The sequence below is a fragment of the Streptococcus sp. SCPM-O-B-23252 (M501) genome, assembly GCF_058200355.1.
In genome coordinates, this window is sequence record NZ_JBYQGS010000001.1 from 788,568 (window position 1) to 806,615 (window position 18,048).

Below are 18,048 nucleotides of genomic sequence, written 5' to 3' on the forward strand. Positions count from 1 at the left end.
CTTGAAAAATCAAGTGATTTTTTGTATTTAAATAAATTTTTATGTATCTATCTAGAGATTAACTCTGACATCAAAAGGGCACTTGTAATATCATTTTGCGTTTCTAGCAATTTATTATTTTGCTCTAAAAGATTATTTTGTTTAGAATTTGATTGTTTCAGTTCAGAGTAATGAGAGTGTTGTTGCTGAATGGAGAATTCTAGACTATCACGCAATTTCTTACCATCATCAGCCAGTTGAGATGAAAGGTTATCAACTGATTGATAAAGATTATTAATGGTGTAGAGCATCTGATCTTGGAATTGATCTGTTTTCATAAGATTGACACTTTCTTTCCATGTATCTGCCCGTCCCTCGTTTAATAACTGCCAAATAACTGATAAACTTTTAGAATCATGATACGATTTTGGTAGTAATGCAATCATACTAGTACCATTTTCAATTCTATTATTATAGTCTTGCAAAGCCGTAGACAATTTTTCATTTAACTTGAAAACCTTTTTAATTGCTGCTTTAGGGTATCTATTTTTCCAAGCATCAGTTGTTTTTAGCAATTCTATATTCTTATTATAGTCATTAATTAATTTATTTAAATAATCAGTAGGGATTGCGTCAGTAATTAATTGGTTATAAACATTCTTTTCAATAAATTCTGATAGAGGCTTATTTGTATACTCTTTTAAGACTGTTTGTGAGTGAATATAACGATCGTTAGCAATCTTTTTAGATTTTGATTCTGCTGAAGGATCTCTTACAAATTTTTCCCAAAGAGAAATAGTTAGTGGACTTGTGATAGTCAATAAAACTGCAAATGCAATTACAAATCCTATAAAGAATGAGAAGGATAAAAATGGATATTCCAAAAATTCCAACGTGACTAGACTAATAAAAGGTTCTAATACCCATTGAAAAAAATGCTCACTACCCATACTGTATACATTCATATAAAAAATATACAACAAAACTAAACCAGATAGCATTGCCGATAGACTTAATGTAAAGAAGCCTGGAGATTTTGTTTTACTAATCTGTTCTTTTGACCAGTCTAAAAAGTATTCGGGATTCTCAGCTTGTAGATTTTCTAAGAATATTTTACTATCATTCTTCCAAGATTTATCAAGTTTGGCTAAGTTAGTTTCTGCCATACTAATATTTTCGTTAATTTTATTATGTATAGCCTCCTCAACATCTTTTTGAGAAAAAGGTAATTTTTGTCCGATCATTGAGTTTGTTATTTGATATTGAGTTAGCCCGAGATCGAACAAATAGTCATTATACTGTTTTCTTTCTGAGGCATAATAATAGTTGCTCCAAGCTAATTCTACAGGTTTTTTCTCAGCTACAGCCATAGAAATAACATCTTGTAAATGATGATTAGACAAATTATTTAATTGGTGACCTTTTAGGATTAACTGATTGTTTTCTTCCATAATTTCCTCGTAAAATTAGTAGATTAATTATTATACTTAACACAAATTTCTTAATGAATGTTAAGTATTTATAACATAATAACTATAATAAAAATCACATTCTTTGTCAATATCATTAAAAGCAACACAACAAAATCTTATTTTTTTATATCTCAAAAATATAAGGGTTCTATTTGGATTTTTAACTAAAATATAAGAAGAATTAGTATCTAAGGCGTTATATTTAATAATAAAATATAGAGCAGTATATAAAATTAAGAAAACCATCAAAATAGGTTCTGATGGTTTCCAATCTTTATTCGTAATTATAATGCTGTTACATTAATTAAATCACATAAATGTAGTACTATAATCTATTCCCACTCAACAGTTGCAGGTGGTTTACTTGTGATATCGTAGACAATGCGGTTGACGTGGTCAACTTCGTTTACGATACGTACAGAGATTTTTTGGAGTACTTCCCAAGGGATTTTGGCAAAGTCAGCTGTCATCCCATCGATGGAAGTGATAGCACGGATAGCGATGGTATAGTCGTAAGTACGGCCGTCCCCCATAACCCCAACGGAACGAACGCCAGTGTTAACAGTGAAGTATTGCCAGATATCGCGGTCAAGACCAGCTTTAGCGATTTCTTCACGAAGGATAGCGTCTGATTCGCGGACTGTTTCAAGTTTCTCTTCAGTGATTTCACCCATGACACGGATCGCAAGTCCTGGGCCTGGGAATGGTTGGCGCCATACGATGTGGTCTGGCATACCAAGTTCAGTACCAAGGGCACGAACTTCATCCTTGTAAAGAGTGTTTAAAGGCTCGATGAGTTCAAACTGCATGTCTTCTGGGAGTCCACCAACATTGTGGTGAGACTTGATAGTTTGAGCAGTATCCGTACCAGACTCAATCACATCTGTATAGAGTGTCCCTTGAGCAAGGAATTTCACATCTTTTAGTTTGCTTGCCTCATCGTCAAAGACATAGACAAATTCGTTACCGATAATCTTCCGTTTTTGTTCGGGATCAGAAACACCAGCCAATTTATCAAGGAAACGTTTGGCAGCGTCTGCTTTGACGATATTGAGACCAAACTTTCCACCAAGCATATCCATGACTTGGTCAGCTTCTCCTTTACGAAGAAGACCGTGGTCTACAAAGATACAGATCAATTGATCCCCAATCGCTTTTTGAAGGAGAACTCCAACGACAGAAGAATCAACACCACCAGAGAGGCCAAGGAGGACACGTTTGTCTCCAACTTTCTCACGGATTTGTTTGATTTGCATCTCGATAAAGTTATCCATGGTCCAGTCACCCTTGGCACCACAGATATTCAAGGCAAAGTTGCGAAGGATATCATAGCCGTGTACTGAGTGACGAACCTCTGGATGGAATTGGATACCATAGATTTTCTTATCAGGATTCTCAATCGAAGCATACGGACAGTCAGCAGAAGTACCTGTACGAACAAAGTCGGCAGGAATTTCTGTTACAGCATCTCCGTGGCTCATCAAAACCAACTGTTTATCCGGTGTTCCATCAAAAAGGGCAGAAGATTCAGCTAAGTTTAGCTCAGATTGACCATACTCACGGTTACCAGCATCTCCTGCAGGTACAACCTTTCCTCCAAGCTTGTGAGTCAATAGCTGCATTCCATAACAGATCCCAAGAATTGGAATTCCAAGTTCAAAAATTTCAGGATCAATATCGAAAGACCCTTCTTCATACACTGAGTTTGGTCCGCCTGAAAGAACGATCCCAACTGGATTGATTTCACGAACTTCAGCTGCCGTAATTTTGTGGCTCTTCAATTCTGAAAAGACACCAATCTCACGAATACGACGTGAAATAAGCTGATTGTACTGGCTACCGTAGTCAAGCACGATAATTTTTTCAACATCATGCAAATCAGTTGATAGGTTTGTCATCTTTTCCCCTTCTTTTAGAAAATTCTTTTCCTCTATTCTAACACAAAAGGCCATTCATTACCAATCAAGACTGACTAGGATTGAAGATTTGATAAATTTGCGCTACAATAGGTTGTAACAGATAGAAAGAGTAGCAATATGATCCCAGCATACATTCAAATTCACGACCAAATCAAGGCAGAGATTGACCAGAAAATCTGGAAAATTGGACAGCGCCTCCCAAGTGAACGAGACTTGGCAGAAAAGTTTCAAGTGAGTCGCATGACCCTCCGTCAAGCCATTACACTCTTGGTAGAAGAAGGAGTACTGGAACGCCGTGTTGGTAGTGGTACTTTTGTCGCTAGCACGCGCGTCCAGGAAAAGATGCGGGGGACGACTAGTTTTACTGAAATCATGAAGGCCCAAGGAAAGATCCCTTCGACACAGGTTATATCATACAAACGCACCATACCAAGCCTTCAAGAAGTAGATAAGCTTGGTATCGACAAGACTGAAACAATCGTTCGAATGGAACGGGTTCGTTATGCGGATGGTGTACCAGTCGTTTATGAAGTCACCTCGATTCCAGAAAAATTTATCAAAAACTTCAAACGGGAAGAAGTCACTAGCCATTTCTTCCAAACCTTAGAAGAGCACGGCTATCGAATTGGCAAATCTCAACAAACCATTTATGCACGCTTGGCCAAAGAAAAGATTGCTGAATATCTGGAAATTCCCAAAGGGCAGGCCATCCTTGGTTTGACCCAGATTTCTTATTTTGATAATGGAACCGCTTTTGAGTATGTAAAAAGTCAATATGTTGGCGAGCGCTTTGAATTTTATCTAGAAAATAATTAGAATTACATAATTTATATTACGTAATTCTCAGGAGTCTTTCGCTAGGAAACAGCGATTTTGTTTTAAACCATTTTCCTTGTTTCTTGTGAGGCAAAATAGGTAAGTCCCGCTAGTCTTTAGCGGGCTTTTTTGATATAATGAAAGGTATGGAAATTGAGAAAACCAACCGAATGAATGCGCTCTTTGAGTTTTATGCAGCGCTCTTGACGGATAAGCAAATGAACTACATCGAGCTTTATTATGCCGATGATTACAGTTTGGCTGAAATTGCGGAAGAGTTTGGAGTGAGCCGTCAGGCGGTCTATGACAATATTAAACGTACTGAAAAGATTTTGGAGGACTACGAAATGAAACTCCATATGTATTCCGATTACATTGTGCGCAGCCAGATTTTTGATCAGATTTTAGAACGCTATCCGGAAGATACTTTTCTACAAGAGCAGGTTGAAATTTTATCAAGCATTGACAATCGGGAGTGATTATGGGCAGTCTCGTCATTTATCAAGGAATACCTTGCAAACTATTAGTCGCAGAGGAAGTATTTTCTGCTCGACTACAGATTATCTCGCCCAATGATATCTCCAAAGCTATGCAAATAGGTTTTAGCTGTTGGGGATATCCAAATGAAATCATGAAAGAAGTCACACCCGAAGAACTAGAATGTTTGCAACATTTCGGACGATTTCCACTGAATTGAAAAATTAGGAGAAAATAATGGCATTTGAAAATTTAACTGAACGTTTACAGAACGTCTTTAAAAATCTTCGTAAGAAAGGGAAAATCTCTGAAGCGGATGTCCAAGAGGCGACCAAAGAGATTCGTCTAGCCCTCTTAGAGGCCGACGTTGCCCTTCCAGTTGTAAAAGACTTTATCAAACGCGTCCGCGAACGGGCCGTAGGGCATGAGGTCATTGAAACCCTCAACCCTGCCCAACAAATCGTGAAGATTGTCGATGAAGAATTGACAGCCATTTTGGGTTCTGAGACAGCAGACATTATCAAATCTCCAAAGATCCCAACCATTATCATGATGGTCGGTCTTCAAGGGGCTGGTAAAACAACCTTTGCTGGGAAATTGGCCAACAAATTGGTCAAGGAAGAAAATGCACGTCCTTTGATGATTGCGGCCGATATCTATCGTCCAGCAGCCATTGACCAGTTGAAGACTCTTGGTCAGCAGATCAATGTCCCTGTCTTCTCACTTGGTACAGAAGTCCCTGCAGTAGAGATCGTACGTCAAGGTTTGGAACAAGCGAGAGCCAACCACAATGACTATGTCTTGATCGATACAGCCGGTCGTCTGCAAATCGATGAAAAACTCATGGGCGAGTTGCGCGATGTCAAATCTCTTGCTGAACCGAACGAAATCCTCTTGGTTGTGGATGCCATGATCGGTCAAGAAGCAGCCAATGTGGCGCGTGAGTTTAACGAACAACTCGAAGTGACCGGGGTCATCTTGACCAAGATTGATGGGGATACCCGTGGTGGTGCAGCCCTTTCTGTCCGTCAGATTACCGGGAAACCAATCAAATTCACCGGTACTGGTGAAAAAATCACTGATATCGAAACCTTCCACCCATACCGCATGTCTGGTCGGATCCTCGGTATGGGGGATATGCTGACACTGATCGAGAAAGCTTCTCAAGAATACGATGAAAAACGCTCTCTTGAACTCGCTGAAAAGATGCGGGAAAATACCTTCGACTTCAACGATTTCATCGATCAGTTAGACCAAGTTCAAAACATGGGACCAATGGAAGACCTGCTCAAGATGCTTCCAGGAATGGCCAACAATCCAGCCATGAAGAACCTTAAGGTTGATGAACGAGAAATTGCTCGCAAACGTGCGATCGTGTCATCCATGACACCAGCTGAACGGGAGAATCCAGATTTGTTAAATCCAAGCCGTCGTCGTCGGATTGCGGCTGGTTCAGGAAACAGCTTTGTCGAAGTCAACAAATTCATCAAGGACTTTAACCAAGCCAAACAGATGATGCAAGGTGTCCTCTCTGGCGATATGAACAAGATGATGAAACAAATGGGGCTGAATCCAAATAACATGCCGAAGAATATGCCTGGTGGCATGCCTGATATGTCTGCTCTTGAAGGCATGATGGGACAAGGCGGGATGCCTGACTTATCAGCTCTTGGCGGAGGCGCTGGGATGCCTGACATGAGCCAAATGTTCGGTGGTGGTCTCAAAGGAAAAGCCGGTGAATTTATGATGAAACGGGCTATGAACAAAATGGCCAAACAAATGCGCAAAAATAAGAAAAAGCGGAAATAATTCTTTCTAATGAGGGCCTGGAACACACTGTTCTGGGTTCTTTTAGAAACTACTACTAGAGGAAACATGTTAAAAAAATTATTTCAACAAGTCATTCGTTTCTTTGCAAGATTGTTTTCTTCGCACAGCAAGCCCTTTGAATTTCCTAAAGGGTCAAAGAAACCACCGATCAGACCAATCATCTTTGTACCTGGGAGTTCAGCCAGTATCCAGCGATTCAATAGAACCATCCGCATGCTCCATCGCTTTTCTAGAAAAAAGCAAAGTCTTTTAAAAATAAAAGTCAACAAAGATGATTCTATAGAGATGGAGGGAAGACTGAATACGAAAGAGCCGAATCCGATGATTGTGATTGGCTTCGAGAACAATCGAGACGGCTACAGCAATATCAAGCAGCAAATCGAATCCCTTAAGATTGCTCTAACCTACCTCCTTGATCACTATTATTTTACAGAGTTCAAGGCAGTTGGGCACTCCAATGGTGGACTAGTTTTGACTGGTTTATTGGAAAGTGGCTTTTTAGAAAAGAAAAAACTGACCGTGAGCAAGCTCGCTATTATTGGCAGTCCTTACCAATTCAATCAGGAAATGTATGATGATTTTCAAAAATGGAAGCATCGCTTAGAAAAAGGAGTAGAGGTCCTTAACTTTGTCGGTAGCTTTGCTGGAAAATCAGACGGGATCGTCCCCCTTTCTAGTGCACAAGCAGCACAATCTATTTTTGAGAAACAAGCCTATACAGAAGTGAATTTAAACGGTCGTAAAGCTCATCATTCGGCTTTACCCACTAATCCAGATCTAGTGAAACAATTAAGTCTATTTTTGAATCTATAAGTAAATTACATAATTTCGGTTATGTAATTTTTTATTTGTCTCTTGCAATCCTTAAGTAAATATGGTACATTTTTGGTAGCGATTACACATACTTAAGGAGGATTTTATGAAAAATCCCAAATTATTAGAAACAATGAAAGATTATAAGGGACGAGATGAGGTTCCCGCAGATTTTGATGCTTTTTGGGATCAAGCCCTAGCAAAGATGACTGAACTGCCTGAATACAAGCTTGAAGAACGAGATTTCAGCATTCCAAATGTTGCTTGTTATGAATTAACCTTTAAAGGAACACGAGATGGGCTTGTTTATGCGCGGGTTGTTCTCCCAAAAACGGATCAAAAGGTTCCAGTTATTTTCCATTTTCATGGCTATATGGGCCGTTGTTGGGATTGGTCTGACATGCTGCCTTATACAGTAGCCGGCTATGGTGTTGTGACTATGGATGTAAGAGGTCAGTCAGGCTTTTCAACCGACGGAGATCGTTCACCACTTGGAAATACGGTAAAAGGACAGATTATCCGTGGAGCCGTGGAAGGTCCGGATGAGCTCTTTTATAAGGATGTCTATTTGGATCTTTACCAGTTAATTGAAATTGTAGCCAACCTCCCTCAAGTTGACGACAGCAAACTTGCTAGCTACGGAGCATCTCAAGGTGGAGCCTTGGCCCTGATTGCTGCTGGATTGAATCCTCGTATACAACGAACGGTAGCCATTTATCCATTCTTATCAGATTTCAGACGAGTATTGGAGATTGGGAACACCAGCGAGGCTTATGACGAGCTTTTCCGTTATTTCAAGTTCCATGATCCATTCCACGAAACCGAAGATCGTTTGATGCAGACATTGGCCTATATTGATGTAAAAAACTTTGCCCATCGGATCAAAGGACAAGTTCACATGATAACCGGACTAGATGATGATGTTTGTTATCCTGAAACGCAGTTTGCCATTTATAATCGATTAGAATGTCCAAAAGAGCATTTAATCATGCCAGAATATGCCCACGAAGCTATGAATGTTCAAGTCAATGATCGAGTCTATAATTGGCTCTGTGGTAGTAAGATTCCATTTCGATATGTAGAAAAATAAGTTACAGAAAAAAACAATCAGCAAATCCATGTGATTTGCTGATTTTATTGTATTTAAAAGAGATCTAGTATAGAAAGAAAAACTAAAAATTTATGTACAATTGACCAAACAAGACTTAAACCATTGATACAAATGAATTAGAAGCATAAAGTACATTCTTTAAATAGTGTACTTTATTTTTATTTTGTACATTATTCTGGAGTGTTATTTTGTATGTTTTCTAGTACATAATATCATCTAATCGAAGAAATTGATTTGTACATTTTCGACTCTAATAGGTGTAGAAGAAGTGGTGGTTCAATTGTACATTTTTTGAAGCTTATTTAAGTTTCAATTGAACACAAGATATAGATTTTTATTTTGTTGATGGTATAATAAATAATACATAGTGTTATGTTATGAGGTGATAATTTGGCAAATAATAGACAAATTGAAACGTTAGGCGTTTCATATCTGGCAACATTTATTAACAGAAATAAGTTGCTTCAGACTTATTTCGATAACAATGATAAAACTCCAGCGTGGGATGGGGAAATTCATGTTCTTAAAAATGCTAGTGAGAAAAAGAGCGAAATATTTGGGAGAGTACCTGTCCAAATTAAAGCAACTAAACGTAAGAACAATTCAATGAAATCTTTCCCAGTAGATATGCGTGATTTAGAATTGTATTCAAAAAACGGTGGGGTAGTTTTATTCGTAGTTTGGTTAGATGAGAATAGCAATTTAAAAGATATTTATTATAAATCACTGCCACCTTTTTCTATAAAGAAAATAATTAAAAGAAGTAAATTAAAAAATAAGTCTGCAAATTATAAAACACTTTCGGTACAGATTCATAAACTAGATGAACAAAAAATTTATTCGATGTTAGTTGATTTTGTTACTAATAGTCAGAAACAGCATAGTTTTATAAATATCGATGGGATGTCAATTGAAAATATACCCAATAATAAAGAGATCAAGCTTTACTTTTATGGTCAGGGGCATGAAGGAATATTTAATTACCAGAAGGAACACGACCTCTTTCTTTATCTTAGGGATCCTGAAACTGCCATCGAAATTCCACTTGAAAATTCAATAGAGATTGTTGAAACTTTCGAAGCAACAGATTTAATTATTGAGATAGGAGATTATATTTTTGAAGATATAGAGAGACATTATTTTCCTGACGGAGAGGTACAGCTTCATTTTGGGGAAGGTTTTAAAATATCCTTTAACAATGGGAAAGCTCAACCTAAATTTAATTATTCAAGACCTAATATGCTGTCAGATGCTATAAAGTGTACTCAGGCACTTAAAGAACTAGGAAAAGTAGGATTTTTCACACTCAATGGTATTAGTATAGAACTAGATGAACGGTCTTTATCGGATATTAATTCGCTTGATTTAGATAGCCATATAAAAGAATTGTCGAAAATATCAAATTTCATAAAGAAAATGGGGATAAAAAAAGAGCTTGATTTATCCCTCTTTAATGAACAATCTCAAAGAAATTTAAATATCCTTAATTCAGGTCTAGTATTAAAAAACAAGGTGGCGTTAAATTACGAGGAATCGAAATTGTTTAATCTTAAGATTGCTAACATACATATTAGTACTCTATATGCATTTCATGAAGGTAATAATGGAACTATGATAGATATTTTCACTGAAACTCCTTGGTGCAGGAGAGGCGAGGATGAGGATATTTCTTTATTTGAGGTTTTTAGGCCCGAAGATTGGTTAACAATTGATAACTGTAACTTTGATTCGGTTATTGCCTCATACCAAAGATTAGTTGACTGTAGTGTAGAAAACGTGTGTGCTGACGATACCATAATAAAAATAGTTGCTGCAGCCGATATGACAGAAGAAGTTTCAAAAAAAGAACAGTTGCTTAACTGGGCTCAACGTCTTTCTGACTGGAACATGAACCATATAAAAGAAAATAGCATAAGCATCATAAATGATCTTCAAATTAAATATAGAAATCGTGAATTAGATAATACTGAAATAGAGAAGCTTACTAATATTTTATTAAATAATAAAGATAATGATGAAATTTGTTTTGGTGCATCAGTGTTATTAAAATCAAAACCACAAGCTGATTTATTTTGGACTAAGTTAGATAAAGAAACTCAAGAAAGATATCAGGTTTACCCTATTTATAATTTATATAAGGTATTATAACTTAAATTTATTGCAACTCGAATTTTTCTTAATCTTAATATGATAAAAGAGTTTTTATCTGATATGTTAGTTGAAGAACAAGAAAATAAAGGAAAATCAAATTTAAAATCGAAATATTTAGGATGAAGATGTTAACAAATAATCCAATTAATCATAGTGTACTTAAATTGTCAAAGGATTTCGATAATGCTTTTAAACATAAAAATATAGTGGAAATCTATAGACTAATAGAATTTGGAAAAAATATGGAAAATACTATTGATGATATTTCCAAAATTCAATTATTTTATTCTATTGGGACAGCATATGGTGATATATTTGAACTAAGTAATAACCTAGTATTCAACATAGATACCGATTGTACAGTTCAACAAATTTATTACTTTAGAAAAGCTATCGAAATTTCAAATAATATTGATATAGATCCTGAGAACAATAGCTTTATTCACCCATTATTATGTTCACTATACACCAATTACGCAAATCTATTAGATGCTTGTGGTAGAAAACAGTTAGCTATTAAGATGTATTGTAAATGTATACAAATCAATCCAAGATTCACAATGGCTAGTGGTAACTTGGCTATTTGTCTACATCATTATCGTAATTTTTTGAATGATAACGAACATCTTCACTTTATTAAAAAAATTAAAAATTTAATAGAAACAAGTATAACTGTTTCAGATCCAAACAGAGTTAAAAACGCAGAAAAGCAATTTATTAAACTTTACGAACAATATCTTGATTATAAAGATTTAGATGAATGCTCTTGTAAAAACATTGATTATAATCCTAATTCACAAAAGTATCGTGAATGGTGTTGGAACAACGGGCTGTATCTTAATCCACTTAATGACTTACAAGCTGACGATATAAATAGATATGATGACAATCTTTTACTACCAAGTTTATTGTTTCAATCGGATAAAGATTTAAACAAATACATTTCTATGTTTAATCAAATTAAGCAAGAATATGTTTATGCCCGTTATCTCTGTTTTAATAGCATTGAGGTTGATTCGGTTCATTATGCTGACGAGAATGTTAATCTTATTGATTGTCTAGACTACGTACAATACTCTATCAGACTTGAAGGATTAAAAGCGGCTTTTAAAACACTCTATTCATTATTAGACAAAGTTGCAATGTTTATAAATGAATATTATTCTCTTAAAATTAAGACTAGACAAGTAAATTTTCATTCAATTTGGATGTCTAATAGCGATTTAAATAAATTTTTGAATAAGAACATTGGCCTGTCATCTATATTTTGGATAGCGAAAGATTTTGATAATGGTGATAATTCTTTAACAGCTAATCCAAACTCAAAGCGATTGAAAATTATTAGAAATTATTTAGAGCACAGGTTTACTAATATAACATTGAATATTTTTGATGGAAGTGAAAATAATAATGAAACGAGACTGTATCTAACTGAATCTGAACTTCAAGAGTTTGCATTAGATTTATTAAATCTTGTAAGAGAAGTTATTTTTTCACTCAAAAATGCCATTCAAATAAGTGAAAATGAAAAACAATCTACTCTAAGCAGTGATGTTGCTTTAATTCCGATAAATTATGAAGAAGTAGATTCGAAAGATAAATTATAGTATTGAACATACAATTTATAGTCGTTATAAAAAGCAATAGTCTAAATTCATTTAACTAATCGACTTAACTAGAGCTAAACTATTGATAAAACTGAATTAGAAGGATAAAGTACACTCATTAAGCAGTGTACTTTATTTTTGTTTTGTACATTTTTTGTTGATTGCTTAATCAATACTACATCTCTATCAGGCAATTCAGACTCCATTTAGTCCTCTAAAACTCACGTTGAGGCGGTATCACTGCTTGTACGAGCTGAAGCATCAGCGAGGTAGAAGAAGATGTTCTGCCCATGGGACAGCTGTCTTAGAGTAAGGAATTTACGACGAAACGATACGGTAACAGCGAACCGCTGAGAGTGTTTCTCTGCTCTTAAAAGTGAACGAAAGAAATAATGAAAAGCGTGAAGGTAGCTTCTCTAATCGAATAGAGGGTAAGAATCAGAGTAATAGTTCAAGTATGGCTTCTGGATACTATAGTCTGACATGCTATCAATCTATTTCAGAAGCTGGACAAATTGTAATAACTTTCCTTGAAGGAACTGAGGTAGATTTATAAGAGACTGTGACTGGGAAGTTGCAGTCTTTTTAGGGGTTTAATGGTATAATGTAATTATAAATGTGGATATTGTCTAAATACTCTGGAGGACGCATAATGTTGAATTTAGTAAAAGGTCACCGAGTTACCTTGGTAGAAAACCTGTTTGAATCATTTACAAAGTTAACTGAACATCATTTGATGGCGAATGTACACTCAGAAAAAATATTAGAGGTTTTTCAACACTTTATTGCGATTCATGACGAGCCCTTGTTTTTTATTTTGGAATTGCCTGTCAGTATTGATAGAGAAAAAGTAATAGCAAAGAATATTATCAAGGAATCCCATAAGGATGTTTATTATATTGATGGTTGTTCAAGAGAGGAATGCCTAGAACTGTTGATTAGATACGGTGATTTGCTTGTTAATGATGGACTAAGTAAGTTTGGATTTGGTGGGCATAAAAGTCATGATGAGATCATGCTTGATAGCTATAATGTTGTGACAATTTATAGTAAAGAACTATCGAAATTTAATGACTTTTTTGAACCTCATAATATTCAATTTGTAGAAGAACTAGTGACAGCTTGGAAAACTTTTTCTAAGACCTCACCAGGAATCTCTGAAATCTATGAATGTAATGGAAAAACTGTTTATGATTTGCCTGAAGAATTAGCTGAATGGAGAATATATTTAGCTGAAACTCGAACAGAATAGGCATATCTATAGGATTAAAAAGAGAATACTTCAATTCCTTAAAATTTGATTTAGAGTAAGGTGGAGATTGAAGTTGTAAGATAAATAATGGTTATTTATGGCAGAACTCTGGTTCTGCCTTTTTTATTTATGAAGTATATGAAATATGGCATAAAAGACTAAAGAAAAAAATGCAAAACATTTAATATATTAGAATTTTCTTGCTACTTTTTAAAAATATTTTTTCCTTACAGAATCCTTAAAATTATTTTTTATACTATTTACAAGATTAAAGGAGGAATAAAATATGAACAAATATATTTTAGAAACAAATGAGCTAACAAAAGTTTTTGGAAAACAAAAAGCTGTAAATAATGTGTCATTAAAAATTGAGGAAAATTCAGTATATGGATTACTAGGACCTAATGGTGCAGGTAAATCTACGACATTAAAGATGATTACAGGTATGTTACACAAGACGTCAGGTGAAATTATGTTTGAAGGACATGAATGGAGTAGAAATGATTTATCAGATATTGGTGCTTTAATCGAGATGCCACCCTTATACGAAAATTTAAGTGCAAGAGAAAATCTTAAAGTTAGAACATTATTACTTGGATTGCCTGAAGCAAGAATTGATGAAGTTTTAGAAATTGTAGATTTAAAAAATACCGGAAAAAAGAAAAGCGGTCAATTTTCTTTGGGGATGAAACAAAGATTAGGTATTGCAATTGCTTTATTAAATAATCCTAAACTATTGATACTAGATGAACCGACAAACGGATTAGATCCATTAGGAATTCAAGAATTACGTGATTTGATACGTAGTTTTCCTGAAAAAGGGATAACAGTGATTTTATCAAGCCATATTCTGGCAGAAGTAGAACATACTGCAGATCACATAGGAATTATTCATGATGGAGAATTAAAATATCAAAACATCATTGATCATAATGAAAATTTAGAAGAACTTTTTATGGATGTTGTAAAGAATGGAAAGAGAGTATAGATTAATGAAAAATTATATTTTTGCAGAAACTTTGAAACACAAACACAGTTTTTTGTTGAAGATATTATTTATTGCACCAATTATATCTTTACTTGTTGCGTTTGTATTAATGCCATTATATTTTAGTGTAAATGCATATAATTGGTGGTATGTGATGATTATGCCAGCAACTTTCGCTTTAATACCAGCAATGATGCATAGAAAAGAAGAGAGAAAATTAAACTACCGAGCAATTTTTCCACTCAATATTGATTTAAAAACGATATGGATTTCAAAAATATTAACAGCTTCAATTTATCTAAGTATAACTGCTATTTTGCATATGCTAGGAGTATTTGTTTTTCAATTTTTCATTGGAGAACAATTAACAGGAAACTATGCATTCACGACATTATTATTCGCAAGTGTATTATTGGTTATAACTAACATATGGCAAGTTCCATTTTGTTTTTTCCTGGCTAAAAAGTTTGGGTTTATAGCAAGCATTGTAGTAAACGCTGTATTAGGTCTTGTGTTAGGAATTTTGTTAGCTGACGGTTCTATGTGGATTTATTGCCCTTATTCTTGGGGGATTAGATTGATGGTACCCGTTATGCGTATTTTACCGAACGGTATCCCAACAGAAGTATCAGATCCAATGATTTTAAACACATCCTTACTTGTTCCTTGTATTTTATCAATATGTTTGTTTACATTATTGACTTTCATTACTGCAAAATGGTTTTCTAAGCAAGAGGTGAAGTAATGATGAAAATATTAAAATCAGAGTTTTATAAATTGAAGCATACATGGATTCCCTGGGCTCACTTTATCTTACCTGTTTTATATGCACTAATATTTTATGGAGCAGCAACATTTACAAGTCTAAAAAATTTTTCTGATATGGATATCATACTGAATTATTTTGTGCTTTTAGGTGCTATCTTACCAATAATATTTGGTGCTATCACATCTAAGGTTGTTGACATGGAAGCAAGTGCTGGACGATTTCAAGTGATTCTATCAACTACAAAATCCAGAAGCAAGGCTTATGGCGGAAAACTTATAATGCTCTTATTGAGTTTTCTATTTTCTATAAGTTTAGCAGTTTTTATATTTGCAATGCTATTTGGTAATCAAGCGACTATGGCTTGGTTAATTGAATTATTATTAGTTTTTATAGGATGTTTATCTACATATATGATTCATTTATGCGTATCACTTATGTTAGGTGGTGGTGCATCTATTGGATTGGGATTTGTGGAAACGTTGATTGCTTTACTTTCAATAACCAATTTAGGTGAAAATATCTGGTATTATTTACCTTGTACTTGGGCATCGAGATTATCTGCAACATATATTGTTGGAAGTGAATTGGCTGATAGCTCATATTTAATTAAAGAGTTTACCATGTGGGGCTATGTAGCAATACCTATTACAGTAGTCATTTTTACTGGCTCTTTATTATGGTTCAATAGGTGGGGTGGAAAGTCAATCAGTGAATAATAGCTCTAAATGTATTTGTAAATGGAATATGGTATAATAATAATAAAATATTTATAAATATGGAGGTGGTTTGGTATGGCAAGAATTCTTGCTATAGATGATGAATTAGATATGCTGACTCTAATCAAGAATATTTTAATAAAAGGAGATCATATTGTTGATATTTACCAAACCACGGTAGATATTGATGAAAATAGTTTGGGGAAATATGACTTAATATTACTTGATGTAATGATGCCAGAGGTTGATGGAATCAGCTATTGTAAAAATATACGTAGCAAAGTGGATTGTCCGATTATCTTTTTAACTGCAAAAGCAATGGAAACGGATATAGTAGATGGCTTATTAAGTGGAGGAGATGACTATATTACCAAACCATTTGGTGTTGGTGAATTGTTAGCAAGGGTAGAAGCTCATCTGAGAAGAGAACAAAGAGAAAAACATTCGAGTTTAAACCTAGGGAATATAAGATTTGATTTATCCTCCAATCAAGTATTTGTGAAGGAAGAAGAAATTCATCTGACAAAGTCTGAGTATCAAATTTCTAAACTTTTAGCAAAGAGAAAGGGACAAGTTTTTTCAAGAGAACAAATATATGAAATGATTTTTGGATTTGATGGGATTGGTGATTCTTCTGCCATATCAGAACATGTAAAAAATATTAGAGCAAAGTTCTTAAAATTTGGTGAAAATCCAATTTCTACAGTTTGGGGGATTGGTTATAAATGGAATTAATTAGAAAAGGACAGTCGCTCAAAATAGTATTTCTTAAATACTTAATGACTGTTGGAGTTGGTTTAGGATGTGCCATCGTACTAGCTTTATTAACTTTTACAGCGTTTTATAGTGTTGGTTTGATTGTTCCGGCTAACCATACAGAAAATTTATTACAAAAAGATAAATATAAAATTTTAAATAAAATTGACTTTGATGAAGCATTGATACCTAAAGGAGCTAGCTATATGTTTTTATCGCCAGATGGTGAAGTGATAAAAACTAATATGGATGAAGCTATTCAACTGAAAGCTAAGAATTTTCACAATCATGAGGGATTTTCAACTCCATCTTCTTCATTTATAGAATTTAAAAGGAATGATGGATATGTATTAATCCATTATTCACTAGAGCCACGCTACAATAATGATTGGATGGAAAAATATTTCCCTAGCATAGATTTACTATTAATATTTTTATTAATCATTTTCTTTTTAATGAGTGCATTTGTGGCTACTCTAATCTGGGCAAAACGAATAACAAGGCAATTATCTCCAATGCTAGATGCATCAGATAAAATCGCCAACCATGAATTAGACTTTGAAATAGGAAGTTCAAATATCAAAGAATTTAATGATGTCTTAAATAGCCTTGATATAATGAAAAAAGCCTTAAGTGATTCATTAAGAGAGAATTGGATTAAAGAAGAGAATAAGAGAAGTCAGATATCGGCATTAATGCATGACTTAAAAACTCCGGTTTCTATTGTCCAAGGTAATGCTGAATTGTTAAAGGTAACTGATCTAACTGATGAACAAAAAGATTATGTAGCGTACATTATAAAAAATTCAACACGTATATCAGATTATACAAAAGCTCTGATGGAGATGAATCAGTCAATTAAATTAAACTCGTTGAATTTACAAAAAGTAAAGGTGTCAGAAATAATCGAAAGAGTTAGTGAAATAGCGAGAGAGATTACACTAATACATGACCGTACTATATCTAAATCTATTAATTGTGAAGATTCAGATGTAATGATAGATATACAATTATTTGAAAGAGTCATTCAAAATATATTTAGTAATGCTATTCAATATTCACCAGACAAATCCAACATTGAATTACTAATAATGACTACAGATAAGATACTTTCAATATCTGTGATAGACGAAGGCCCAGGATTTTCTAATGAGGATTTAAAACGAGGAACGGAGCAATTTTACCGTGGAGATAAGAGTAGACATTCAGCTACAAACTATGGTTTAGGTTTATATAATTCTTGGAAAATAATGTTATTACATAATGGACGCATCATATTAGAAAACAACTCGGATAAACATGGTGCAAGTGTAAAGTTAGAATTACCATTACTATAATAGAACAGGAATTGTTTTCAAATGGAATTTATTAAAAATATATCCTTTTTGCTTT

At 34.4% G+C, this 18,048-nt stretch carries 16 protein-coding genes; 14 read left to right on the forward strand and 2 right to left on the reverse strand.

All coding sequences use genetic code 11. The features are described 5' to 3' along the window. Positions 1–47: 47 nt before the first annotated feature. Positions 48–1,430, reverse strand: coding sequence for a hypothetical protein (locus AC3E6G_RS03855; protein WP_490700491.1), 1,383 nt, complete (start codon positions 1,428–1,430; stop codon positions 48–50). A 353-nt stretch (positions 1,431–1,783) separates the two neighbouring features. Then, complete coding sequence (guaA, locus tag AC3E6G_RS03860) at positions 1,784–3,349, reverse strand: glutamine-hydrolyzing GMP synthase (protein WP_140813992.1); 1,566 nt, start codon at positions 3,347–3,349, stop codon at positions 1,784–1,786. A 138-nt stretch (positions 3,350–3,487) separates the two neighbouring features. On the opposite strand from guaA, the gene AC3E6G_RS03865 reads away from it, so the two are divergent. The 14 genes from AC3E6G_RS03865 (at position 3,488) to AC3E6G_RS03930 (ending at position 17,993) form a co-directional block, all read left to right on the forward strand. Continuing rightward, a complete protein-coding gene (locus AC3E6G_RS03865; protein ID WP_490700492.1) occupies positions 3,488–4,186 on the forward strand; it encodes a GntR family transcriptional regulator in 699 nt (232 codons plus the stop codon). A gap of 146 nt (positions 4,187–4,332) precedes the next feature. Continuing rightward, positions 4,333–4,665 (forward strand): putative DNA-binding protein, encoded by a 333-nt coding sequence (locus tag AC3E6G_RS03870; protein ID WP_003001435.1) that lies wholly within the window; start codon positions 4,333–4,335, stop codon positions 4,663–4,665. Positions 4,666–4,667: 2 nt separating this feature from the next. Beyond that, complete coding sequence (locus AC3E6G_RS03875; protein ID WP_490700493.1) at positions 4,668–4,883, forward strand: 2-oxoglutarate:acceptor oxidoreductase; 216 nt, start codon at positions 4,668–4,670, stop codon at positions 4,881–4,883. Positions 4,884–4,900: 17 nt separating this feature from the next. Next, complete coding sequence (ffh, locus tag AC3E6G_RS03880) at positions 4,901–6,472, forward strand: signal recognition particle protein (protein WP_490700494.1); 1,572 nt, start codon at positions 4,901–4,903, stop codon at positions 6,470–6,472. 66 nt (positions 6,473–6,538) lie between these two features. Beyond that, positions 6,539–7,306 (forward strand): alpha/beta hydrolase, encoded by a 768-nt coding sequence (locus tag AC3E6G_RS03885; protein ID WP_156676784.1) that lies wholly within the window; start codon positions 6,539–6,541, stop codon positions 7,304–7,306. 106 nt (positions 7,307–7,412) lie between these two features. Then, positions 7,413–8,396 carry an acetylxylan esterase gene (locus AC3E6G_RS03890; RefSeq protein ID WP_156676783.1) on the forward strand — a complete coding sequence of 328 codons (984 nt, stop codon included), beginning with the start codon at positions 7,413–7,415 and terminating at the stop codon, positions 8,394–8,396. A gap of 411 nt (positions 8,397–8,807) precedes the next feature. Then, positions 8,808–10,565 (forward strand): DUF4365 domain-containing protein, encoded by a 1,758-nt coding sequence (locus AC3E6G_RS03895; protein WP_004252826.1) that lies wholly within the window; start codon positions 8,808–8,810, stop codon positions 10,563–10,565. Positions 10,566–10,693: 128 nt separating this feature from the next. Further along, positions 10,694–12,175, forward strand: coding sequence for an LA2681 family HEPN domain-containing protein (locus tag AC3E6G_RS03900; RefSeq protein WP_490700495.1), 1,482 nt, complete (start codon positions 10,694–10,696; stop codon positions 12,173–12,175). Between the two features lie 652 nt (positions 12,176–12,827). Then, complete coding sequence (locus tag AC3E6G_RS03905; protein WP_004252832.1) at positions 12,828–13,427, forward strand: hypothetical protein; 600 nt, start codon at positions 12,828–12,830, stop codon at positions 13,425–13,427. 286 nt (positions 13,428–13,713) lie between these two features. Next, entirely contained in the window at positions 13,714–14,415 is a 702-nt protein-coding gene (pcfF, locus tag AC3E6G_RS03910; protein ID WP_004252834.1) for a lantibiotic protection ABC transporter ATP-binding protein PcfF, read from the forward strand. Positions 14,416–14,419: 4 nt separating this feature from the next. Next, entirely contained in the window at positions 14,420–15,160 is a 741-nt protein-coding gene (gene pcfE, locus AC3E6G_RS03915) for a lantibiotic protection ABC transporter permease PcfE (RefSeq protein WP_004252835.1), read from the forward strand. Next, entirely contained in the window at positions 15,160–15,900 is a 741-nt protein-coding gene (gene pcfG / locus AC3E6G_RS03920) for a lantibiotic protection ABC transporter permease PcfG (RefSeq protein WP_049517878.1), read from the forward strand. Before pcfE ends, pcfG begins: the two co-directional genes overlap by 1 nt. A gap of 75 nt (positions 15,901–15,975) precedes the next feature. Then, entirely contained in the window at positions 15,976–16,635 is a 660-nt protein-coding gene (locus AC3E6G_RS03925) for a response regulator transcription factor (protein ID WP_004252839.1), read from the forward strand. Continuing rightward, on the forward strand, positions 16,626–17,993 hold the full coding sequence (locus tag AC3E6G_RS03930) for a sensor histidine kinase (protein ID WP_023918143.1): 1,368 nt from the start codon (positions 16,626–16,628) through the stop codon (positions 17,991–17,993). The genes AC3E6G_RS03925 and AC3E6G_RS03930 overlap by 10 nt, the downstream gene beginning before the upstream one ends. Positions 17,994–18,048: the final 55 nt, after the last annotated feature.